We start from the raw sequence: 23,488 nt of genomic DNA on the forward strand, positions 1-23,488 counted from the left end.
TCTCTGATAAATTTGCATCAAAAATAATTAATTAGCAGTACAAATGTCTATAGGTCGAATGACTGAAAATGTGACCTAGTGCCCAATACGGTAATGGCGTAGTTTATTCGCGATTGTAGTGTGAGAAACACCCAATCGTTTCGCCAGTAAACGACTACTCGGAAAATCCGGATATAAGGTTGCTAAGATCTGCTGCTCAACCCGGGCAGTAATATCGCCCCAGTTACCATTCAGATCCAGCGGCTGCGCATCTGTGTTGTGCAGGCTTGGCAATTTAATATGCTCAACATCTATCACTTCGCCTTCACAGATCGAAACAGCCTGGTAGAGAACATTTTCCAGCTGACGGACATTACCCGGCCAATGGTATTGGCAAAGCGCAGCCTCCGCAGCCTCACTTAACTCACGGCGGGTCGTACCTATCTGGGTGCAGGCTCGATCAATAAAGTGATTCGCAAGATCCGGGATACCCTCTTTGCAGTTACGCAGAGACGGAATTTCCAGAGTTAAAACATTCAGACGATGGAAGAGGTCCTCGCGGAACAGGTTCTGCTCACAGAGTTCCGCCAGATCTTTTTGCGACGAGCAGACAACCCTCACATCAACCTGAATCTCATCTTCACTACCCACACGACGGAAGCTTCCATCCTGAAGAAAACGCAGCAGCTTCACCTGAAGATGCGGGCTCATTTCACCAACTTCATCCAGGAAGATACTGCCACCTGATGCCAGATCAAGCAGACCCAACTTGCCTTCTTTGCGAGCCCCTTCAAAAGCATTGGGGCCATAGCCAAACAACTCGGTCTCAGCAAGATTATCCGGCAGACTGGCACAATTCAGCACCATAAAAGGGGAACGCCCTCTTGGACTGCTCATATGACACGCCCGGGCCAGCATCTCTTTACCAGTTCCAGTCTCACCCTGAATCAGCAGAGGTGCATCAAGGGGAGCCATGCGCTTGGCTTCGCGAATCATCGCCTGCATCTTAGGGGCCTGAATCTGAAGCGCTTCAAAGCCAAAGTCTTCATGTTTCTGCAGGGAATAGATCTGGGCACCGAGAGACTCAACCGGATGCAGGGTGATCACTGCACCCGCTGGCTCCTTACCGGATAGTTTCTCTTCCATATAGATGGGATTTATATCAGCAAGATAGGCATCGCCCCGAATCTCTACGCGAACTCCGTTCAAGCGGGATTCAAGCTTAGGCAGCAGAGTATCCAGGTCGAGGTTTTTAACCCGTTTGCTCAGAGAGATCCCGGACACTTCATCAACACGAAGACTGAGAACACGCCCGGAAGCTGCATTCGCCGCTACAACACGACCATCAATATCAACAGACAATACCGGCAGATCGAGGGATTGAAGAAGAATATCCAACTCGTAATGACGACGCTCACTGGGAATCAGATTGATACGGCGTATTTTCTGTACACCAGAAATCTTCTCCAACCGGGTACGAACACTTTGCAGCTGCATATTCAGCATACCCGGCATATAAAGGTAGATAGCATTGCCTTTATCGCCACCAGCTTCCGCACGAACCACATTGATCCGGAACTCAACAAAGACTTCGAGAATATCCCGCATGATACCAACGCGGTTCTGGCAGACTATTTCTAAGCGCATTCTTCAACCCTTCACTGGCGACTGCTTGTGTAAACCATTCTATACAGACTAACGATAAAACACACGTTTAATAACTCAACCCCGGAAATAAACACACTCAGATACAGGTCACTCCCGTACCTTTTAAACCGCAATAACCATTCGGGTTCGCATCCAGATACTGCTGATGATATGGCTCAGCAAAATAAAATTTATCTAACAGAGCAATTTCTGTTGTGATCACTCCTAAACCAGCCTCATCCAGCTTCACCTGAAAGCTCTCACTGCTTGCCCGTGCAGCATTGAGATCATCCTCGGACTGACAGTAGATTGCTGAACGGTACTGAGTGCCTCTGTCGTTGCCCTGACGCATCCCCTGGGTCGGATCATGACTCTCCCAAAACAAAGCCAGTAACTGTTTAAGGTTAATTTTTTCAGGATCATAAGCAATGGCAACCACCTCGGTATGTGCAGTTTGACCACTGCACACCTCTTCATAGGTCGGAAATGGTGTATAGCCACCGGCATAACCGACGGCAGTCTGCAAGATACCGGGTTGCTGCCAAAACAGTCGCTCTGCTCCCCAGAAACAACCCAACCCCAGAATAATTTTATGGGGATAGTGCATCACTTCTGTAAGCTCACCGCTCAACACCCGATGCGGTATTGCGACCGGAAACAGATATTCAGAACGACCTTGCAAGGCGTTTTCAGAAGAAATCAGCTGCTCTTTCAGAGAAAACTGCCTATCACTGGATTTATCACTACTCAACATAAAAGCCTCTCCGGTATCATAGGGAAAAATTCTATAACTTATTGATTAATATAAACCATCGTGAGGCAAACTCCATGAGCATTAATACGGACTCAATCACTGCAGATCAGGCATGCCCATGCCAGTCAGGCCAAACTTTCGGTGAATGCTGTCAGGGTTTTATTGCAGGTGATGCGCTCCCTGAAACCCCGGAACAACTGATGAGATCCCGCTATTCTGCTTATGTTCTGGCAGATCTGGACTATATCGAACAGACCACACAAAAAGATGTGCGCCCACAGTATGACTTTGCAGGCCTGAAAGACTGGGCGGAAAACTCAGAATGGCTGGGACTAAAGGTTCACGACACAGAGATGGACGGTGATGAAGGGCGCGTTCGCTTCACCGCTCGCTATCGCGAGAAAAACGGCATTATTAACCACTCGGAAGACTCAAAGTTTGTCCGCGAGGATGGACGCTGGTTCTTCGTACACGGCAAAGACTACACCCCTCCGGCCGAGAAAAGTGTTGGTCGAAATGATCCCTGCATCTGCGGCAGTGGCAAGAAATTCAAGAAGTGCTGCATGTCCTGATACTGCAGCGTAAAAAACAAAAAGCCGGCTCAATAGCCGGCTTTTTGTTTACTGGAAAATATAGCTTAGCGCGCTTTGAATAAACGGTGGCAGCTTTTACAGGTCTTAGCTGCTCGATCCACATACATGCGTGCATCTTCCTGATTGGCGTATTTAAGGCTATCGGCAATCTGCTCCGTCAGATCAACAAACTCATTCATCTGTTTTTCAAAACGAGGCCAGTTGTCCCATACCCGATCAAGGGCTTTGGTATCTCCCTGATGAGATCGAACACGGAACATCTCAACCAGAGGCTGGCTCAGCTCAGCAAGATTATTCGCTTCAGACTTAGCTGCTGCCGCATCAAACTTCTTCTGAATCACAAGAAAGCGAAGCTGTTTAAAACTCGCTTTGATATCTTCGAATTGATCCTGACGAGCCTTAATCGCTACATCCGGATTACTGTAATCCGCTGCCAGAACACTACCGGAAAAAATAAACCCAGCCAGTATAGTGAGCCAAACTTTCATAACTAAACTCTTACCTTTGTCTTGATAACACCAGAACCAATACGCTAACTAACACGCATCAGTTTCAGCCCCCAGAGGATTGAAGGGTTGATATTCCCCAACTGTTCAACTTTGACATCGCCTTTGATGCTATAGCGCTTGTCCCCTGTATCACGCATTACGGGGTGCATAAAGCGTGTGCCGAAACGATCCCGGATCGAAGAAACAACCGGCTTACTGCTCTCAGGAGACTTACGCTTAACCACAACACCCATCTCTCCATTAACCAGCTCAACTGTAGCCCCAGGCGGGTAAACACCCAGTTCAGACAGAAAAACATTGGTCAGGGATTCATCGAAGAAGCTACCACGCTGCATAAAGAGCTGCTTCAGGCTTCGCTGAGGGGTCAGAGCCGGACGATATTGACGCCCGGAGACCATGGCTGAATAGATATCCGCAAGGCCGACAATTTTTGCTTCCAGACAGATCTGATCACCACGCAGTCCTCGAGGATATCCACTCCCGTCAATCTTTTCATGGTGCTGCAGAACAATATCCAGCCAAAGCTGATTCGTAATACCTGCAGTTTTCAACAGGTCATAACTTTCCTGAGGGTGCTTGAGAACACGGGATTTCTGCTCGTCAGTCAAAGGACCTTTGTGCTTCTGCAGACTATCCTGATAGGAGTTCATCGCAACGTTTGCAGTGATGGCCGCGCCAATCATCGCCAACTGAATATCCTGAGGTAAATCCAAAGAGTCGGCAATGATGCTGGAGATAATCGCAACGTGCAGAGGATGTTTAATCGAGTAGTTAAACTTGTTAGACAGATGGATGGAGCCCAGCAAAGCATCTGCGTTAAGTTTAATAAGCCCCTGGATCTGGGATGCCGAATCATACAGACGGCGCTCAAGACGGCCTTCCTTAAAACTACCATCACCAACAATGCCGCCAAATGCCTGCTCAAGCTCAAGACACATCTCCTCGAGCTCATTAAAAGGGTTGGTATCTTTCGCATAAACCACTGGTGATGGAAGATCGCTTGCTGCAACTTCATCAGCCTCAGTCGGCAGTTCGTCTAAACGATAACCAGACGAGATAATAGAATTAAGGCGGGACTGAGTGGAGATAACGTGACCTGAATCCATCAGCAAGCGTCCTGTGGCATCGTAAACAGTCCATGGCAAAGTGTCCCCAATCATAAGGTCATCTGCCGATACTTTTATCAGATCGCCTTTATCGTTTATTGCCATAGTGTTTAACCTTTTGAGAGAAGCATCCTGTGCATGATACGCCCTCCTCCATGAGGTAAAAATCATTATTTGTCATTATGTTAGCGTGATTTAGTGTAACAATACACCGGTTAAAGGTGACGCAGCGCACAATTGTATTATCTTCAATACTATTTATGTTGCAGGGTTTGTGTACACGTCTAAGATAGCGTTAAACTGTGCCAAAAAGAAAATAAGGTCAACGAGATGAAAGGCATACGGCTGATTAATCGGGTTAAGATACTGAATATTCTCGATAAGATTGATTTCTTCAGTGCTTTTAATCCGGGCGAAAAGAACATGATTGTGGACACCCGAAGCCGTTTTGTAGCGGCTGATAAAGGGGAAAACATCATCGTTCAGGGTGAAAGGGATTCAGCGTTCTACATCCTGCTTCACGGTAGCGCTCATGTTTCACTGGAAGAGAATGGTAAAAAACTCGCCGACCTTCAGCCAGGCGATTTTTTCGGTGAGGTGTCATTTCTAACCAACACGCCCCGCACCAGTAATGTGGTTGCTGATGAGACCTGCATTCTTTTCCGCTTCGATAAGAAGGTGATGCACTCACTCCCACCACTCACCCGAGAAAAGATTAAAGACAAAATTATTGCTAAACTGGTTAATCTGCTGGCCGCCAAAAACGAAAGCCACAAATAAACAAAAGCCACATTGAATGTGGCTTTTTCGTTTCTACGGGTTTGTTCAAAAACGACCCAGACTAACCTTTGAGCCAACCGTAATCCATCTCATCATTACCCGAAACGCGATACTCTGCAGCAACTGCACCGGAATAATCGCAAGCATCAATCCGCTGAAAGATTTCTCCCAGCGGCAGTTCTCCAGTATTAGGCGCACCACGGCCCGGTTTATCAGCAAACTGAATATGCCCGATTGAGGAGGAGAATCCCTCAATTTGCTCCACAACTGGCTCATTCATCATCGCCATATGATAGATATCATATTGCATAAAAGCATTGGGATGAGCCACAGCGTCATAAACAGCCTTCATATCCGCAAAACTGTTGATCAGATAATTCGGCATATCAAGATTATTGATCGCCTCAAAGGTTACCTGAATCCCTTCATGCAACATAACCTCAGCTGCATATCGGATATTTTCCACATAAGTGGCTACAACTTCGTCAGGCTTATCATCATGATCAAGATTGCTTGCAAGAACATTGATCCGACTAACTCCTAGAACCTTACCGTACTCAACAGCCTTAGAACACGCTGAAATAAAGCTTGGTTGCCGCTCCCGATGGCAACTAAAACTTTTTCCACCAGAAAGAAGCTCACCAGCCGGAACATTAATCAGATAAACACTAACACCAGCCGCATCAGCCCATCCCTTAAGATCTTCAGCGGCCCACTCATAAGGGAACTGGATTTCTACCTGACTAAAACCAACATCTGCCGCCTTCTGGAAACGTTCTTCCATAGGATGATCAGAAAACAAAAGGGAAATATTCGCAATTAACGGATTACTCATCACTATTTGATATCCAGATAACGCTTAACCAGCGTGGAAGGGTCCTGCCCACCAAAGCCATCTTCACTGTGCGACTGCATTAACGTTTTAGCCAATTGCGTCATCGGTCCATCGGCAGATGACTTCTCAAGATGGGCCACCGCCATTGAAAGATCTTTCAGGAGGGTATCAACATGCCATTTTGGCGGTTCAAACCGGCGCTCTGCCATCTCAGGAGCCAAAATCTGTAAAGGTTTAGAATCGGCAAAGCCACCAGAAAAAGCTTCCGCGAGTTTGCTGCTATCGACACCAGCCTTTTCAGCAAAAGCAACAACCTCAGCAATAACCAGTGCATTACAGCTGACAATCATCTGATTACAGATCTTTGCGTATTGCCCGGAGCCACTCTCCCCCATATAGGTCACTTTGGATGAGAGATTAGCCAGCACTGGCCTGATCCGATCAACAGCAGACGAATCACCACCAGCCATCATTGCCAAAGTGCCAGCCTGAGCCCCAGGCACCCCACCTGAAACAGGACAGTCGATCCAGCACACACCTCTGGATTTAGCTTGCGATGCTAGCTCACGGGTAACTTCCGGATCGATACTGGAACAATCAACGAGAATAGAGCCGGAAGAAACCGAGGACTGAATCTGCTGCCAGACCTCGGCAACAGCTGAGCTATCCGTCAGGCAAGTGAAGATAATTTCGGCGTCAGATACTGCATCCTGCGGACTATCGGCAATAGTTACACCAAGTTCTTGCAGAGGCAGGCATTTTTCAGAGGAACGGTTCCAGACAGTCAGGTCGAAACCTGCAGAGAAGAGGCGATGACTCATGGGAAGCCCCATGAGCCCAATGCCCAGAAAAGCAATTTTCATCAGGACTTGTTCACAGTATTCAGATCGTAATCAACTGTAACCTTGTTGCCGCGATTTTCATAAACAACCGCGCGACAAAGCTGCTTAACCAGCTTGATACCACGCCCATGCATAGCAGACTGACCTGCATCCCCCTGATTAATAGTTTCATAGTTGAAGCCTTCCCCAGTATCTTCAATCGTGATGCGCAGGAAAGACTCATCGTGTAAGCGCAGCTTGCTGGCAGTAATTTCGATGAAGCCTGATTCGAGGGTTTCAAGACGATCCTGTCGCTCAGACAGGTATTTCTCAAAGGCGTCCGGCCCGGACTTCAGACTGGAATCCAGCTTGAGCAAACCGTGATCAAGTGCATTATTCAATAGCTCTGCCATGATCAGGAAGAGCTTCTGATTGTGCTGCTCAACTCCTTTAAACTGACCAAGAGCACCAAGGATCATAGGAGTCAGATCCAGAGCCTTAACTTCAGAAACACCAAGATGGAAGTTTACACGCCAGTCGAGGCCATCGGCTTCAGCGACAGAGGTCAGAATTTCAGTTTGCTGATGATCACTGAAAATCTCCATGCCAGAAGAGTCCTGTGCAGGCATATCAACCAAGGCCAGAGTCACATCATCATGAGGGTTTTCCTCCCCCATAAACTCTTCAAGAGCGAAACGGATATCATCCAGACGATTTTCAGGATTGTGCAGACATCCCAAAAGACGCTCAATGCCAAAGAACTCACCATCGCTGTTCTCTGCTTCGATCAGACCATCAGAGAAAAGGATGATCTGGTGACCAGGACGATAAGGAATAATCTCACTCTTTACTTCGTATTGATCGGCCGTCAAGACACCAAGCGGCAACTGAGTCGATTCAAAGGTATCGGAAACATGGCCGTGAGAGTCCACGCAATAGAAGGTCGGCAAACCGGCATTCCAAACTTCTGCGTATGATTCACCTGGATCAATCATCACAATACCACAGGCAACAAAACAACCTGTCGGCATCGCCTCTTTGATCCGGCGATTCAATTCTTTTGCAATGGTCTGGAGTTCAAATCCTTTGTACACCATTGAATAAAAGGTGCCGGAAATCGGTAGTGTATTGATAGCGGCTGCCAGACCATGTCCAACAGCATCACCAATCAAAAGGTAGAGTCGGTTGCTTGGAGAACGGGCCGCACAGAGCACATCACCACTAAACTGTTCAGCGGGAGTAATCATCGAACTGATCAGTGGATCTTCCAGTCCTTTGCTTTCTGCCATGTGCTCCATGATATGGCGCGATATACGGCGTTCCGCCTCATCTTTCTCTACATATTCCTGCAACGCTGTGTTCTGGCTGTGCAGAGTATTCTGCATATCCACAATACGCTTGATGGACTCAATCTTTGTATTGAGGATTACCTGATTAATCGGTTTAAACAGGTAATCAGCCCCACCGGATTGGTGGCCCTTGATGTAGTACTCTTCTGTCGCTGCAGCGGAGATAAAGATGATAGGCACCCAACGAGGAGCAGACATCTCCTGCAACTTCTGAGCCGCTTCAAAGCCATCCATACCGGGCATCATTACATCCATGAGCACCAGATCTGGTTGTTGCTCTTCAAAAACCTGCAAAGCATCCTCACCATTTTCGGCAGTTACTACCTCATGGCCAGAACGCTTGAGCATTGCCTGAAGCAATACAAGGTTGGCTCGCGTGTCATCAACAGCAAGAATACGCATAGTCAGATCACCGATCAGGAAATTTCAAACAGCTTGTCAAAGTTGGCGATCGCCAGAACGTCTTTAGCCAGCTGGGAACAGTTGTGCAGAGAGATCTTCGTGCCCTGCATATCCGCTTTCTCTTTAAACTGCAGAAGCATACCCAGCGCTGAACTGTCGAGATAATCAACCTGGCTCAGGTCCAGAACAATTGCTTTAGCCTTGTCATCAAGCAATTGCTGGTAAGTTTCACGAAAAACCTTATGGGCGTTAAAGTCAAAACGACCATTCAGACGCATTGTGCTCTGCGCATCAGTAGACGAAGTTTGAATATTCATTATTACTCCCAAAAACTCTATTTATAACAATACACTGCAATCAATTATTCACGGTTCGGGCTAGCTGTACAGGAATTAATTTCAAAGGATGTACAAACTCTACAGCTCCAAGTTTTTCCGCCGCTTTTGGCATTCCATAAACCACACAACTGGCTTCGTCCTGACCAAAAGTTCTCGCTCCGGCATCTCTTAATCGTTTCAGCCCCTGGGCACCATCAGCCCCCATTCCGGTTAAAATGACACCAGCAACAATATTTGCATGTTCAACAAGGGAGTCAAACAGAACATCAACTGAAGGCTTATGACGGTTTACCGGTGGACCGGAGTCAAGTTTAACGACAAAACGCCCACTTTCCTTCACGACTTTCAGGTGACGATCACCGGGTGCAATAAAAACATGGCCAGGCTTAAGGACATCACCCTCTTCAGCTTCTTTTACCTTTAACCGGCTCAATGAATCCATGCGCTCAGCAAAAGTTTTAGTAAACCCCGGCGGCATGTGTTGGGTGATCACGATTGGAGGGGATTGAGCGGGCAAAGGCATCAGAAAGGCTTTGATTGCCTCGGTACCGCCTGTTGAGGCACCTACAGCAATAATCTTACTAAGCGCTTTAGGGGAAAATAAAACCGGCTTATCTTCAGAATTTTGATTAGCGATTTTCTTGCGGATACCTGCAAGACGAGGTCCCGCCTGAGCGGCAATACGGATTTTATCGCAGATAATCTCACTGTATTGCTTCAGCTCGCTGGAAACACCCACTTTCGGCTTGGCAATAAAATCGATAGCACCAAGTTCCAGAGCGCGAATAGTGGTATCTGAGCCCATTGTGGTCAGCGTTGAAATCATTACAACCGGAGTCGGACGCAAGCGCATCAACTTCTCCAGAAAATCCAGACCATGCATTTTTGGCATCTCAACATCCAATGTCACTACATCAGGATTCACCTGCCGGATAATCTCGCGGGCTTCATAGGGATCCTTTGCCATTCCGGTAACAGTCATATCCTCTTGCTCACTGATAATCTCTTTCAGAAGATTACGAATGAGTGCAGAGTCATCGACGATAACAACCTCAATCACGATGTTTACTTCCTTCAATCATCACGGTTAGTCAAACAGCTCGATATCATTCGAGACAGGCGTTTGACCAAGAGACTTGCTGTACTGGTTTTCGATTTCCAGCACTTCGCGGTCAACACCACCACTACGCAGGCGCTTCATCAGAACTTTGCCTGTCTTAGGAAAAAAGACAACCTTTCGGGGGCAAGTATCCAACAAATCCTGAGCGACAATTGGGATTGATTCAAAACCCAGGTAATCGATCACAAACTGCGCGTTACGCTTACCTACGTTGCTGGTAGTCATCGACTCTACAACGTTGCCACCACCAAAAATCTTGGCTTCCAGATTTTCACGACTGGCACCGCGTTTGAGAATTTCGTTAATCAGCATCTCCATGGCATAACTACCGTATCGGGCTGATGCACTTAAGGGGTTAAAAACATCTGAATTCCCCGGCAACATAAAGTGATTCATACCACCAATATGAAGCTTGGTATCCCTGATACAGGCAGAAACACACGAACCAAGCACGGTACTAATCGCCATATCCGTTGAGGTTACGTAAAACTCACCGGGTAAGATCTTCGCAACCTGACAGTTAAATTTTCTGTCGAAATAAATTTTGGGTTGCGATGCTTCATGCAATATTTCCATGGCACTTCCTACCGTTTAACTCATTTTATGCGCTTTCACATAGACCGTGTGCTTGCGTAGCTTGAACAGGTCAGAGGCATGGGGGAAGCTCTCCGAATGTCCGGCAAACAGTAAGCCATCTTCTCTCAGATGCGGCAGGAACTTCTTAAGAACTTTATATTGAGTCGGTTTATCGAAGTAAATCATCACGTTACGACAGAATATGATGTCGAACTGCTGATCAAAAGGCCACGACTCACTCAGCAAATTGAGATTAAAGAAGTAAACAAGATCCTGCAATTCAGATTTTACTTTAACTAAACCTGAATTATCACCCTTCCCTCTAAAAAAAAACGACTTAAGTCTTTGATCGGAAAGTCTTTCCACCCTCTCGAAAGAATAGACCCCACGCTGAGCTTTTTCGAGAACTTTAGTATCCAAATCAGATGCGAAAATCTCCACCGGTGGATTATAAGTACCAAAATGCTCAATCGCAGCCATCGCGATTGAGTAAGGTTCTTCACCAGTCGACGCCGCACAACACCATATTCTGAAACTCTTCTTATTCTTATGTTCAGTGAAATACTCTTTCAGAATATCAAAATGGTGTGACTCTCTGAAAAATGATGTCAGATTCGTGGTCAACGAATTAACAAATTCCTGCTGCTCATGACTATCAGGGTCATTCAGTAGCTCTAGGTACTGCTGAAATGTGCGCAGATTGTTTGCCCTTAAACGTCGGGACAAACGGCTGTAGACCATATCTCGCTTTGTTTCGGCCAGATTGATTCCGGCACGCTCATAAATCAGTTTCTTAATGGTAGCGAAGTTATCATCCGTGAAATGAAATTCACGATCCGGGCGGGATGTGTGCATCGTTGAATCCTAAAAAATAGGCTGCCAATCGGCAGCCTAAATCATACAAGACTTAAAAGAATCAGAACTCTTCCCAGTCGTCATCCAGGCTTGGTTTCGCCTTTTGCGGAACCGCTTTAGGTGGCTCTTTAGCCGCTGGTTTTGCCTCTGCCTTAGGAGCCGCAGGAGATTTAATCTCTTCTCTTGCAACCGGAGCCGGAGACTTAACCGGTGACATCACAGGGCTTTGATAAGATGAATCGGCACTCAGCTTAAACAGACTTACTGAGTTAACCAGTGAGCGAGCCTGTTCTTCTGTCGATTCAGCTGCCGCTGCTGCCTCCTCAACCAGAGCAGCGTTCTGCTGGGTCACCTCATCGATCTGGGTAATTGCAGTATTCACCTGTTCAATACCGGAGCGCTGTTCCGCAGAAGCCGCTGAGATTTCGGTCATGATACTGGTCACCTGACCAATGGCATCAACGATATCTTTCATTGTTGAACCGGCATCATCAACCAGCTTAGAGCCCTCTTCGACGGTGTCTACCGAAGTCACGATCAGCTCTTTAATCTCTTTAGCGGCACCAGCACTGCGCTTCGCCAGGTTGCGAACTTCAGTCGCTACCACTGCAAAGCCTCGACCTTGCTCACCAGCTCGCGCAGCCTCAACAGCTGCGTTCAAGGCCAGAATATTGGTCTGGAAGGCAATACTGTCGATCACACTGATAATCTCTTCAACCTGCTTAGAGTTATCACTGATGGTGCGCATGGTGCTGACAACCTGACTAACAACATCACCACCTTTCTGCGCGATACGACTCGCACCTTGGGCAAGATTATTAGCCTGAGAAGCATTTTCTGCGTTTTGCTGGACTGTTGAAGTCAGCTCTTCCATAGAAGCGGCAGTCTCTTCCAGACTCGAAGCCTGCTCCTCAGTACGCTGAGACAAGTCGTTATTACCGGCAGAAATCTCGCTTGCTGCAGTGTTAATTGCATCAGAGGCTTCTTTAATCTGAGTAACAATACTTGCCAGTTGATCGACAGTAGCATTCGCATCATCTTTCAGCTGACCGAACATGCCTTCAAAGTCCTGCTCGATACGCTCAGTCAGGTCGCCTTTCGACATTGCACTCAGTACACGGGCAACCTCAGACAGACCTTCAGAAGTTGTCTCCATCAGGTTATTCATGCCGCTTGCCAGATCCAGGAAGAAGCCGTCTTTGCCACTGGTATTGATGCGACGATTGAAGTCACCACGAGACGCACCTTCCACGATATCGGCAATTTCAGCCTGAGCCAGAGTTTCATTGGTTGTATCAGACCATTCAACAACCGTACCCAGGCGCTCACCATGTTCGTTAAAGATAGGGTTGGCAATAAAGGCGAAGTAACGACCCGCAATGGAGATCTTCGCACGGTGAGTATTTTTAAGCGCTGCCAGCATGTGTCGCTGATGCGCCGGATCTTTATGGAACACATCGATGTTCTTGCCAATCAGGCTGTCTACAGCAAACTCAGGAAGCTCACGTTGGATCAGCTCCTCAGACTCACGGAACATGCCACGCAATGCATCATTGATGTAAATAATATTAAGATCAGTATCCGCCATCATCACGTTGCTGGACACGTTATCCAGAGCGTTACGGATACGCTGATTGATATCAGATAGCTCACGCTGCTTACGGTTGATCTCTTCTGCTTCTGCTTCACGACGCAGAATATCTGTCATATCTCGCCATTCAACGACAAAGCCCTGACGCTGATCTGGCGTTCCGATTGGAGTCACTTGCAGGTCAAACGTACTTTCACCAATTTTCAGTGTCGCGCTATGAGTATCTGTCAACCCGGACAGCATTCGACGCTGCATTTCCGGATTCTTATGGAACACATCGATATTCTGACCCAGAAGGTTAGCGGCATCGAAGTGAGGCAGCTCTTTCTGAATCTCAGATTCGTTGCGCTCCAGCATTTCCAGAATAGACTCGTTGATATACACAATGTTGAGATCCGCATCTGAGATCATCACATTAGTGTTTACAACATCCAGGCCACGACGAATTCGCTGATTCTCATTCATCAGCACAACTTGCTGTTCTTTCAGCTCTTTCTCTTTCGCTTCCTGAGCCAGGGAGTCAGTCAGGTCACGCCATTCAACAATAAAGCCTTGACGCTGCTCCGGTGTTCCAATTGGAGTCACCTGTAGATCAAAGGCACTCGCCCCAATCTTGAGCCTCGCACTATGAGTATCCGTCAAACTAGCCAGCATACGACGCTGCATTTCTGGATTTTTGTGGAAGATATCGATGTTCTGACCCAGAAGGTTATCGGCATCAAAGTGAGGCAGCTCCTTCTGAATCTCTGCTTCATTACGATCCAGCATCTCCAGAATGGATTCGTTCATATACACAATATTGAGATCCGCATCAGAGATCATCACATTGGTATTCACAACATCCAGACCACGACGGATGCGCTGGTTCTCACCCATCAGTTCGGCTTGCTGCTCTTTTAACTCCTGCTCTTTCAATTCCTGAGCCAAAGTATCAGTCAGATCCTGCCACTCAACGATGTAACCATTTCGCTCGCCATTATTGGAGATCGGGTGAACAACCAGAGAGAAAGTCGTCTCGCCAACATTGATGCGGGCTTTATGAGCACCGGTCAGGCCAGTCAGCAATTTACGCTGATAGCCAGGATTACGGTGGAAAATATCAATATTCTTTCCAACAAGATTGCTGGCATCGAAATGAGGCAATGACTTCTGCAGCTCGGACTCGCGTTCACGAAGCATACGTTGGATAGAAGCATTGACGTAAATAATATTCAGCTCAGCATCAGCGATCATCACGTTAGTGTTAACCACATCCAAGCCACGCTTGATACGCGCCATCTGGTCAAACTGACGGAGCTCTTTCTGACGCTTTTTACCAACATCCGCCTGAGCATCAACAAGTGCCCGAACAACAGCACCAATCTCATTATCGACAACAGGATCAGAATGAGCCGGCTTACCATCAGAGAAGTGTTTGGCAATTGCCATTAACTGATGTAACGGCTGCTCTACCTGAGCCAAGACCGTACGGGCACCACTGAAGAGAACTACCAGAGCAGCAGCATGAAGCGCTAATGCCCAGTAAAGTGTGTTTTCACCCTGTCCCAGAAAGGTAACCAGCGCCCCTGCTGCGACAAGACCGCCTGCTGCGAATGCAACACTTAGCAGTTTTGACCGTATTGATGTTTTTGTACTCATTGCCCGTTCTCCAACTGAACCTGCATCTCGAAACTGAAATCTGTTAAATAAACCGCTGTTACTCAGCTCTGGCCCGAGTTTTATCGACTAAAGCCATCTCTTCACTGGACATCAGCTTTTCAATATCTGCAATGATAAGCATCTGCTCATCCACAGTAGCCAGGCCCAGAATGTATTCCGAATCAAAGTTGGCTGAAAAATCCGGTGGATTCTTAATCTCGTCTCCCGCCAGAGAAACAACATCAGATACACCGTCAACAACCATACCAACAACACGATTCGCAAGATTAAGTACGATGACGATGGTGAATTCATCGTAATGTGCTTTGCCAAGATTGAACTTAATCCGTAAATCGATAATCGGCACAATCACACCACGCAGGTTGATCACACCTTTGATGAACGATGGGGCATTAGCAATTTTTGTTACTGCACCATAACCCCGGATCTCCTGAACCTTAAGGATATCGACAGCATAATGTTCATCCCCAAGGGAGAAAGTGAGATACTCCTGCCCCAAAAGACGACCGTATTCACTGTTATCCTGATTTTCAGCTATCTGTTCTGCCATGCTCAAACCCCTTGTACCAGCATGCCGCTAGGCTTCTTCTTCGCACGCTTCTTATGCATGCTGATCAATTCTTCTACATCAAGAATCAGAGCTACCCGCCCTGTTCCTAAAATTGTGGCACCAGACACACCATCAACTTTCCGATAGTTTGCCTCAAGACTCTTAATCACAACCTGAGACTGGCCGACGAGATCATCGACAAACAAGCCAACCCGTTTACCGTCCGATTCCAGAACAACCATAATGCCCTGCTCGTAGTCATTAAACTCAGCCGGCATGTTCAGCAGCTCACCCAGCTTAATAATCGGCAGATACTCATCTCTGACATTGATAACAGCGCCTTCTCCAGAGACCGTCTTGATGTCGTTCGGATCAGGCTGCATCGAACCTATAATGCTGGTCAGAGGTACAATATAAATCTCGTCACCCAGAGCCACCTGCAGACCGTCAAGAATCGCCAGGGTCAGTGGTAAGCGGATGCTGATACGGCTTCCGATTCCTTCCATCGATTCAATTTCAAGACGCCCACCCAGCGAGGTGATGTTTCGTTTTACAACATCCATACCTACACCACGGCCTGATACATCAGTTACCGCAGCAGCAGTGGAAAACCCTGGAGCAAAAATGAGCTGCCATACCTCTGAGTCCGGCATATTCTCAGAGACCGCAATGCCCTTCTCCTGAGCTTTGGACAAAATTCGCTCGCGGTTCAGGCCTGCACCATCGTCCTGCACTTCAACAACAATATTCCCACCCTGATGGGATGCTCGCAGCAGAATGGTGCCGGTCTGGTCTTTACCAGCAGCAGCACGGGCTTCCGGAGACTCGATACCATGATCAAGACTGTTGCGGATCAGGTGTGTCAGAGGGTCGGTAAGCTTCTCAATCATACTTCGGTCAAGCTCGGTGTTTTCACCCACCATCTCCAGCTTAACCTTCTTATTCAATTTACCAGCCAGATCACGCACAACCCGGGGGAAACGACTAAACACGATGCTTATCGGCATCATACGGATCGACATCACCGAATCCTGCAGATCTCGGGTATTACGCTCCAACTGAGCCAGGCCGTTGGCCATTTTTTCATGCAGGATAGGATCGACCTCAGAAGCCATCTGAGCCAACATCGCCTGAGTAATCACCAGCTCGCCAACCTGGTTAATCAGCTGGTCAACTTTCTCAACACTCACCCGAATAGATGAATCCGCCCCCCCCCCTTTTACCGCAGCTGCGGCAGCCGGTTTAGCTGATCGACTCTTGGCCGTTTCAACCTTAGCAGGAGCAGGCTTATCAGCGGACTTGGCCGATGAGTTTTCCTGTTTCGCAGCCGGTTGGTTCTTCAGTGGCTCAAAGAAGCCGTAGCCATCAAACTCGGTTCCCTGATCACTTTTGTCTGACTTTTGCTCTTTCTCTGAGCTTTTGTCAGAGGACGAAGACATTTCTTTAGCGGAAGACTCTTCAGGCTCATCAAAGAAACCATATCCTGGATCAGCATCTGATTTATCTGAGTCGGGCTGGGTTGAATCTTTCTTATCGGATGAGTCAGACGACGCTTCTTCAGGCTCATCATCAAAGAAGCCAAAACCCGGATCGTCATCTTCCTTAGCAGCCGCTTGCGGGGCTTTATCATCCGAAAGTTCCAGATCATCAAAGAAGCCGTATCCAACATCATCGTCCGATGATTCATCAGAACCAACCGTTTCAAAAAAGCCAAAACTGCCATCATCCGCAGACAACTCTTCTTCAATGGAAAGATTATCTTCCGGAACCATAAAGGTGATCAGATCTTTCAGATCATCCTTCGCAGAATCGGTTTGCAGCGAGAACAGCCAGTCATTCGAATCTTCGGAAGGGGCATCGATAATCGTCAGATCACCCAGCTCTTTTAAAGAATCGAACAACATATCCAGCTCCTGATCGGGAGCAGGGAAACGAATCAGATAGGATTGAGTCAGGGCACTTTGAGTAGCTTCAGTCTGTGGAGGAAGTTCTTCAGCAAAGGTCTGGCCAGACTGAGGCTCTGATTGAGGAAAGTCACCACCTTTAGCAATCGCAAGCTGACGGTTCAGTTCTTCAATAACGGCTTTAGCGGGCTCCTGATCAGGCTCTTCACCGTTTTGATGAGCCTCAAGCATTCCACCAAGAACGTCCCCAGCCTGCAGGGTGACGTCCACCATTTCATCTGTCAGATCAGTTTCACCCTTACGAACCAGATCCAGAAGAGTTTCCAATTCATGGGTGACGGCGGTCATGTCATTAAAGCCAAAGGTACCGCTATTCCCCTTAATGGAGTGTGCAGCACGGAATACAGCGTTCAGGTCATCCATATCGGGTGACTGAACATCCATATTCAGCATCAGGCTCTCCATTGTCGCGAGATGCTCAGCAGTTTCTTCAAAAAACAGCTGATTGAACTGGCTTAAATCAAATGACATTACGCACCATCCGTCTCTGTTGCCTAAAGCAAATTAGCCCAGTACTTTCTTAACAACTTCCAGAAGTTTCGCCGGATCAAACGGCTTAACCAGCCAACCGGTTGCGCGGGCAGCGCGACCTTTCGCCTTCATATCGTCACTGGATTCAGTGGTGAGCATCAAAATCGGGGTACGGCTGTATTGAGGAAGAGTCCGCAGTGACTTAATCAATGTCAGACCATCCATTTTCGGCATATTCTGATCCGTCAGGACCAGATCAAACTGTCCGGACTTGGCCTTATTCAGACCATCCTGTCCATCGACAGCTTCTACCACTTCATACCCTGCACCTTTGAGAGTGAAAGCCACCATCTGACGAATTGAGGCTGCGTCATCCACCGTCAGAATTTTCTTGGCCATAAGTTCCTCCACCACCTAATCATTAAAATAGTTCAATGTCCCCGGAATCCATGTTTCCATGAGCAACCGGGTTATGTTTCATGTTATCAATCTTTGTGCGAGTTTCCTGAAGCTTCTCGCGAATATGCAGTAAAATCTCTTCCGCTGTGCGGGCACTATCTTCTTTTGTAAGGTGCGCCAGATCATCCATCAGATCATGAATCGCATCCAGGCGCGTTTCTGTGTGATCCAGCAGCTGACTGGTCATATCCTGGAATTGCAGACCTGTTGTGGCCTGCTGAATATTCTCTTCAACTTCAGCAGCCAGAATACTCTGGGAAGACAAAGCCTCTGAAGACTCGTGATTAATTCTCTCAAGCTGCTCCAAAACCTGCTCGATTCTGCGCTTAGACTCACTGGCAAAGCCCATATCCACAGACGAAATTCGCTGAATAGACGTATCAGCATTTGAAAATGAGCTGTGCAGGTCTGTCATTAACGAGCGGATCTGGTCACTAAAGTGCGTTGTTTTCTTCGACAAGGAACGAACTTCATCGGCCACAACAGCAAAGCCCCGACCGGCCTCGCCTGCCCTTGCAGCTTCAATTGCTGCGTTCAGAGCTAACAGGTTGGTCTGATCAGCAATATCGTCAATCTCATCGAGAAGTTTAACGATGCCGCCAATTTTACTGGCCATATCGTCCATAATCTCCACCAGCCCCATAGCAAATTTACTTGCCTGAACCGCGTTATCCATGAAGATCTCAAAGGTTTCAGTTGTATCATGGATAAAGCCTGAGAAGATCGAATCAACATCTTCCCCAGCGGACATATGTTGAGTAATACGATTAGTCAGAGCTTGCTGCTCCTGGGTTTTCTGATGAACCTGAGTAAAATTCTCAATCAACTGACCAATAGCGGTATCAAGGAGATTTTTAACCTGAAGAATCTCTTCGCGGGACTCTTTGAATTCAACCGAAAGACTGGTGGAAAAGGTGTTAAAAGTATCAGCAGTCTGCCTTGCGAGCACTGGAGCAGCATTAACGGATGAATCCACCACGTTGGACGTGCGATTCATCAACCAGATTGCAACCAAAGCAGCAATAATGGAAATGACAAAAACAAGATGTGAATTTAATGATAGAAGGCTACCTGCACCCCAAATAACAAGCGCAGCAACAAAGCCAGAGACCAATGAAGCAGCAGAAACGTTAACAGCTCCGGCAGTAGATGTACGATGACCCATTTATAACTCCTGTACTCTAAATAAAGCGCACCGTTACCGGGCTGACAAATATTAAACCCGCATAAAAAATGTATCAATAACAAATATTAGCAGTAACAGATTGTTTTATAAGGCTACACCTTAGTCGCGAACAAAAGCCCTAACACTGTACTTTAGTCGCGTTTAAAACATCCACTTTGTCATTGATTCTGCAGCACTTTTTCAGCTTAGTTCAAATATACTCGATTGTGGTAAAGAAAAAAGCGTTACTTTAGATTTTCTTTAAGCCAGCCAGCCAATTCTTCATAAGGCATAGGCTTACCATGAAGCCAACCTTGTTGCATCTGAGCACCGCCTTTTACCAAATAATCTGACTGAGCATCTGTCTCAACACCTTCGGCGATAACACTTAACTGCATGCTTTGTGCAATCGATAAGATAGCATCAACCAAAACACGGTCACCCTGATCTTTATCGAGATCAGAAACAAAACTCTTATCAATCTTTATCGTCGTTAACGGTAATTGCTTGAGATAACTTAATGAGGAATAGCCTGTCCCAAAGTCGTCAATCGCAATTTCGAAACCCTGCCCCCGCAAACGATTGAGCTTATCGACAGAATCACCACCCGGATCAAGAAACAGAGACTCGGTAACCTCAAGGGTAACGAACTCTGTAGGCAGGTCATATTGCTGAACGATATCAACAAAGTGCTCAACATGAGGCTCATCAGTTCCAATTTGCTTAGATGACAGATTGATCGCAACCCCAAGACTCGGATACTGCTTTCTCAAGCGGGAAATCTCTGAAACCGCCTGATTGAAGACCCAGCCACCCAAAGGAATGATCAGCCCGGTCTCCTCGGCCAAAGAGATAAACTGATCCGGGGGTACACGCCCCTGCTGAGGATGATTCCAGCGCACCAAAGCCTCAACCTTAACTGCTCTCCCCTGCTGATCAACCACAGGCTGGTAATGAAGCTCAAACTCACGATTCTCCAGCGCGGATCGCAGGTCATTCTGTAGCAGCTGACGACGTTCCGCTTCCTGCTGCATCAGAGGTGTAAAGAAACGATAAGTGTGACGCCCAGCAGATTTAGCAGCGTACATCGCCTGATCCGCGTTTTGCAGCACTCGGGTCAGTTCTTCACCATCATCCGGGAAAATTGTTACACCGATACTGGCCGAGATATGCGCTGCTTTACCATTAAGATCAAAGGTCTTGGAAAGCGACTCGATAATCTTTTCAGCAACTTTGCCAACATCTTCAATCGCCGCGATAGAAGGCAACATTACCGTAAATTCATCACCACCCAATCGAGCCACAGTATCTGATTCACGGGTGTATTTTTTCAGGCGCTCGGCAACCATCTTCAACAGGTTATCGCCAGCTTCATGGCCTAAGGTATCATTCACTTCTTTAAAGTGATCCAAGTCGATAAACATCAGAGCACCGCGATCCTTCGGATAGCGCCGTGCTGAAGAGATCGCCTGAGTCAGACGGTCATTGAAGAGCACCCGGTTTGGCAGTCCTGTCAACGCATCATAGTTCGCCTGATAGCGGATCAGCTCTTCTTTTTCTTTGCGATCCGTGATATCCGAGAAAACCGCTACATAGTTCTCCACTTCGTCAAAGCGGTTTTTAAGGGCTGTGATCGAGAGCCACTCCACATAAAGGCCACCATCTTTCTTACGATTCCAGACCTCACCCTGCCAGCTACCGGTGCTTTGAAGGCTTTGCCACATCACAGAATAGAAGTCGGCAGACTGCTTACCGGAGCTCAGCACTGAAGGATTCCGTCCTAGCACATCTTCAGACTTATAACCGGTGATACGGGTGAAAGCCTCATTGACCGAAACAATCCGATTATCAGCATCGGTAACAACAATGGCTTCTGCAGTGCTTTCGAATACCGATGCCGCCAGCTTAATTCGCTGATTACTCAAATATGCTTCGGTGATGTCTTCTCCAAAGCCCGCAATATTCTTTACTTCACCGGAATTATCGTAAGTTGCGAAAGAGAGGGTTCTCAGCCAGCGGGTATTTCCATCAGGATGCTGAATCCTGAATTCAAGCTGAACCGGTTTTTCCGAGACTTCAAAAATACCGGAGAGAAGATGGCGATCTTCCTCAACCACATTAGCAAACAGGCACTCACCACCAGTCAGCACAAAATCTGAGCGCATACCGGTAATCGCCTGATAACCGGGACTTAAAAACTCAACATCCTGTGCATCAGGATGAGCTAGCCAGAAGATACCGGGAACATTCTCAGCAAAAAGACGGAATTTTTCTTCACTCTCAGCCAGTGCCGACTGAGCCTCCAACATGGAGGTAATATCCACCATATCGACAACAAAACAGTCATCACCTTCAAACCGAATCAGCTGCAGACCGATCAGAAAAGTAGTGATTTGCCCATTATCGACACGGCGAAGTTTGAGAGTGTAATTACTAAGCTGTTTATCTTTCTCAACCCTCTGCAAAACCTCCTGACGATCTTCCGGCGCAGGATAAAGCTCAACAATCGACCGTCCCAGAAGCGCTTCAGGCTCAATCCCCAGCATGCGTTTAGAGGAAGGATTACAGAACAACACCTTGCCATCAGAGGCTCGGGTAATCATGATCAGACTTTGCGCCGCATCGGTAATGGCAGATAACTGTGCTTCCCGCTGCTTCAGCTCTCGTTCAATTTTCCGACTGGACGTCACATCCTGAAAAGTTCCGAACACACGAATCGGCTTTCTGTCTGCGCTCAACTCGACAAAACCTTCCGAGTGCACCCAGCGCTGATCAAAATCTGCACGCATGAGACGAAAATCAGCCTGATACCTGCCACCGCGACTCATCGCTTCTTCGATAGCAGACTCAACTATTGGCCGGTCATCCTCATGCACAAACTGCATGTAGCCATTTTTTTTGAGGGAAGGATCGCCTCTTTCAAGCCCGAACAGACGGTAAGCCTCATCAGACCAGAAAATATCGTCCTTAGTGATATTCCAGGACCAGTTACCGATTCGCCCCACTCTTTGAGCCTGATCCAGCATCAACTGCTGATTCTCAATTAAACCTACCGCTTTAAGCTCTTTAAGACGCAACCACAGGATGACGAAAATAATGGCGATTAACACCCCCGCCGCCATCTGAATCCAGAGACGAGAAGAGCGCTCAACAAAGGTGTCACGCTTAATCCCAGCAACAATCTGCCACTGAGCACCAGGCAAGGAAAGACTGTAGGTAATATCTGAAACACTGAACAGGGAAGGCGAGCCATAAAACACAGTCGCAGGCTTGTTATCCCGTACCGAGCGAACCGCAATCTCCATCTCTTTCGAGAGCTGCTCAAGACCAGATGTTTCGTAGAGTTGATTCAGAGAGATGGGAAAAAACAGCAGAGCGGTGCGATGCTGACGCCCACTGCCCTGCAGCGGCAACCAGATATGCAGAAAATCGATCCCATCAGCCTCTGTCACCGGTCCCGAGATAAACACCTCACCGGTTTCGACCGCTTTACGGGCAATTGCAAAATCCTGAGTATCAACTTTGATAAAGCTATCCAGCAGATCAAGATTGATAGCATCAGGATAACGATGGGTGTACTGGAATTCACTGGAGATACGATAAACCGTATTCACCATAGAGTTATTGCTGAGAAACAGGTTAGCGGTATCGGCAAAATTAACCTGAGAGATTTCCGGCTTAATGGAGAGGTAAGCCGCCAAACCCTGCATACTGGCAAGATTGGATCGAATGACACTTTCGATACTTGCACCCGCTTCAGAGATACGCGCACGAGTCTCTAAAACTCGCTTCTGACGCAGTTGCTCCAGATAAGAGGACTCGACATAGACGGCACTCCCGATAACGGCAAGAGTCGCCAAAGCGGCAATAAACCAATTAAGCAGATAGGCACGACTGTTCACAAAGGAAGCCTTAATTATCTATGCGAGAAGAGTGATTTCATCCTGTTCTGAAGCAAAATCCTA

The 23,488-nt window shown here is 47.3% G+C and carries 19 protein-coding genes; 2 read left to right on the forward strand and 17 right to left on the reverse strand.

Annotated features, from left to right (window positions below):
- Nucleotides 1-75: 75 nt before the first annotated feature.
- Both BV405_RS03285 and msrA read right to left on the reverse strand, forming a co-directional pair.
- Nucleotides 76-1,626 carry a sigma-54-dependent transcriptional regulator gene (locus BV405_RS03285; RefSeq protein WP_086479403.1) on the reverse strand — a complete coding sequence of 517 codons (1,551 nt, stop codon included), beginning with the start codon at nucleotides 1,624-1,626 and terminating at the stop codon, nucleotides 76-78.
- 97 nt (nucleotides 1,627-1,723) lie between these two features.
- Nucleotides 1,724-2,380 (reverse strand): peptide-methionine (S)-S-oxide reductase MsrA, encoded by a 657-nt coding sequence (msrA, locus tag BV405_RS03290; RefSeq protein WP_086479404.1) that lies wholly within the window; start codon nucleotides 2,378-2,380, stop codon nucleotides 1,724-1,726.
- A 74-nt stretch (nucleotides 2,381-2,454) separates the two neighbouring features.
- Here msrA and BV405_RS03295 point away from each other — a divergent pair, with 74 nt between their 5' ends.
- Nucleotides 2,455-2,952 carry a YchJ family protein gene (locus BV405_RS03295; protein WP_086479405.1) on the forward strand — a complete coding sequence of 166 codons (498 nt, stop codon included), beginning with the start codon at nucleotides 2,455-2,457 and terminating at the stop codon, nucleotides 2,950-2,952.
- Nucleotides 2,953-3,017: 65 nt separating this feature from the next.
- Here BV405_RS03295 and BV405_RS03300 read toward each other — a convergent pair whose 3' ends face one another.
- Together BV405_RS03300 and BV405_RS03305 are read right to left on the reverse strand one after the other, a co-directional pair.
- On the reverse strand, nucleotides 3,018-3,461 hold the full coding sequence (locus tag BV405_RS03300; RefSeq protein ID WP_086479406.1) for a c-type cytochrome: 444 nt from the start codon (nucleotides 3,459-3,461) through the stop codon (nucleotides 3,018-3,020).
- A gap of 44 nt (nucleotides 3,462-3,505) precedes the next feature.
- Entirely contained in the window at nucleotides 3,506-4,693 is a 1,188-nt protein-coding gene (locus BV405_RS03305; protein WP_176330029.1) for an HD-GYP domain-containing protein, read from the reverse strand.
- Between the two features lie 225 nt (nucleotides 4,694-4,918).
- Here BV405_RS03305 and BV405_RS03310 point away from each other — a divergent pair, with 225 nt between their 5' ends.
- Nucleotides 4,919-5,368, forward strand: coding sequence for a cyclic nucleotide-binding domain-containing protein (locus tag BV405_RS03310; protein WP_086479408.1), 450 nt, complete (start codon nucleotides 4,919-4,921; stop codon nucleotides 5,366-5,368).
- Between the two features lie 61 nt (nucleotides 5,369-5,429).
- Here BV405_RS03310 and BV405_RS03315 read toward each other — a convergent pair whose 3' ends face one another.
- From BV405_RS03315 to BV405_RS03375, 13 genes are all read right to left on the reverse strand, one after another.
- Entirely contained in the window at nucleotides 5,430-6,203 is a 774-nt protein-coding gene (locus tag BV405_RS03315; protein ID WP_086479409.1) for a TIM barrel protein, read from the reverse strand.
- 2 nt (nucleotides 6,204-6,205) lie between these two features.
- Nucleotides 6,206-7,066, reverse strand: coding sequence for an NAD(P)-dependent oxidoreductase (locus BV405_RS03320; protein WP_086479410.1), 861 nt, complete (start codon nucleotides 7,064-7,066; stop codon nucleotides 6,206-6,208).
- Nucleotides 7,066-8,775 carry an ATP-binding SpoIIE family protein phosphatase gene (locus tag BV405_RS03325; protein WP_086479411.1) on the reverse strand — a complete coding sequence of 570 codons (1,710 nt, stop codon included), beginning with the start codon at nucleotides 8,773-8,775 and terminating at the stop codon, nucleotides 7,066-7,068. Before BV405_RS03325 ends, BV405_RS03320 begins: the two co-directional genes overlap by 1 nt.
- 14 nt (nucleotides 8,776-8,789) lie before the next feature.
- Complete coding sequence (locus BV405_RS03330) at nucleotides 8,790-9,092, reverse strand: STAS domain-containing protein (protein WP_086479412.1); 303 nt, start codon at nucleotides 9,090-9,092, stop codon at nucleotides 8,790-8,792.
- A 40-nt stretch (nucleotides 9,093-9,132) separates the two neighbouring features.
- Nucleotides 9,133-10,176 carry a protein-glutamate methylesterase/protein-glutamine glutaminase gene (locus BV405_RS03335; protein ID WP_217895564.1) on the reverse strand — a complete coding sequence of 348 codons (1,044 nt, stop codon included), beginning with the start codon at nucleotides 10,174-10,176 and terminating at the stop codon, nucleotides 9,133-9,135.
- A 24-nt stretch (nucleotides 10,177-10,200) separates the two neighbouring features.
- Nucleotides 10,201-10,809 carry a chemoreceptor glutamine deamidase CheD gene (gene cheD / locus BV405_RS03340; protein ID WP_086479414.1) on the reverse strand — a complete coding sequence of 203 codons (609 nt, stop codon included), beginning with the start codon at nucleotides 10,807-10,809 and terminating at the stop codon, nucleotides 10,201-10,203.
- Between the two features lie 15 nt (nucleotides 10,810-10,824).
- Nucleotides 10,825-11,664, reverse strand: coding sequence for a CheR family methyltransferase (locus tag BV405_RS03345; protein WP_086479415.1), 840 nt, complete (start codon nucleotides 11,662-11,664; stop codon nucleotides 10,825-10,827).
- 61 nt (nucleotides 11,665-11,725) lie between these two features.
- Complete coding sequence (locus BV405_RS17955) at nucleotides 11,726-14,893, reverse strand: methyl-accepting chemotaxis protein (RefSeq protein ID WP_086479416.1); 3,168 nt, start codon at nucleotides 14,891-14,893, stop codon at nucleotides 11,726-11,728.
- Between the two features lie 58 nt (nucleotides 14,894-14,951).
- Nucleotides 14,952-15,464: a chemotaxis protein CheW gene (locus BV405_RS03355; protein WP_086479417.1), complete on the reverse strand. Its 513-nt coding sequence runs from the start codon at nucleotides 15,462-15,464 to the stop codon at nucleotides 14,952-14,954.
- A 2-nt stretch (nucleotides 15,465-15,466) separates the two neighbouring features.
- The gene (locus tag BV405_RS03360; RefSeq protein WP_086479418.1) at nucleotides 15,467-17,899 is read right to left on the reverse strand and encodes a chemotaxis protein CheW; all 2,433 of its coding nucleotides are present in this window, start codon (nucleotides 17,897-17,899) and stop codon (nucleotides 15,467-15,469) included.
- A 33-nt stretch (nucleotides 17,900-17,932) separates the two neighbouring features.
- Nucleotides 17,933-18,298, reverse strand: a complete 366-nt coding sequence (locus BV405_RS03365; RefSeq protein WP_086479419.1) for a response regulator — start codon at nucleotides 18,296-18,298, stop codon at nucleotides 17,933-17,935.
- A gap of 22 nt (nucleotides 18,299-18,320) precedes the next feature.
- Complete coding sequence (locus tag BV405_RS17960) at nucleotides 18,321-19,523, reverse strand: methyl-accepting chemotaxis protein (RefSeq protein ID WP_086479420.1); 1,203 nt, start codon at nucleotides 19,521-19,523, stop codon at nucleotides 18,321-18,323.
- A 245-nt stretch (nucleotides 19,524-19,768) separates the two neighbouring features.
- Nucleotides 19,769-23,425, reverse strand: coding sequence for a bifunctional diguanylate cyclase/phosphodiesterase (locus BV405_RS03375; RefSeq protein WP_086479421.1), 3,657 nt, complete (start codon nucleotides 23,423-23,425; stop codon nucleotides 19,769-19,771).
- Between the last annotated feature and the right edge of the window lie 63 nt (nucleotides 23,426-23,488).

The sequence above is a fragment of the Oceanospirillum sanctuarii genome, from assembly GCF_002150805.1.
GTDB classification, from domain to species: Bacteria; Pseudomonadota; Gammaproteobacteria; order Pseudomonadales; family Halomonadaceae; genus Oceanospirillum; species Oceanospirillum sanctuarii.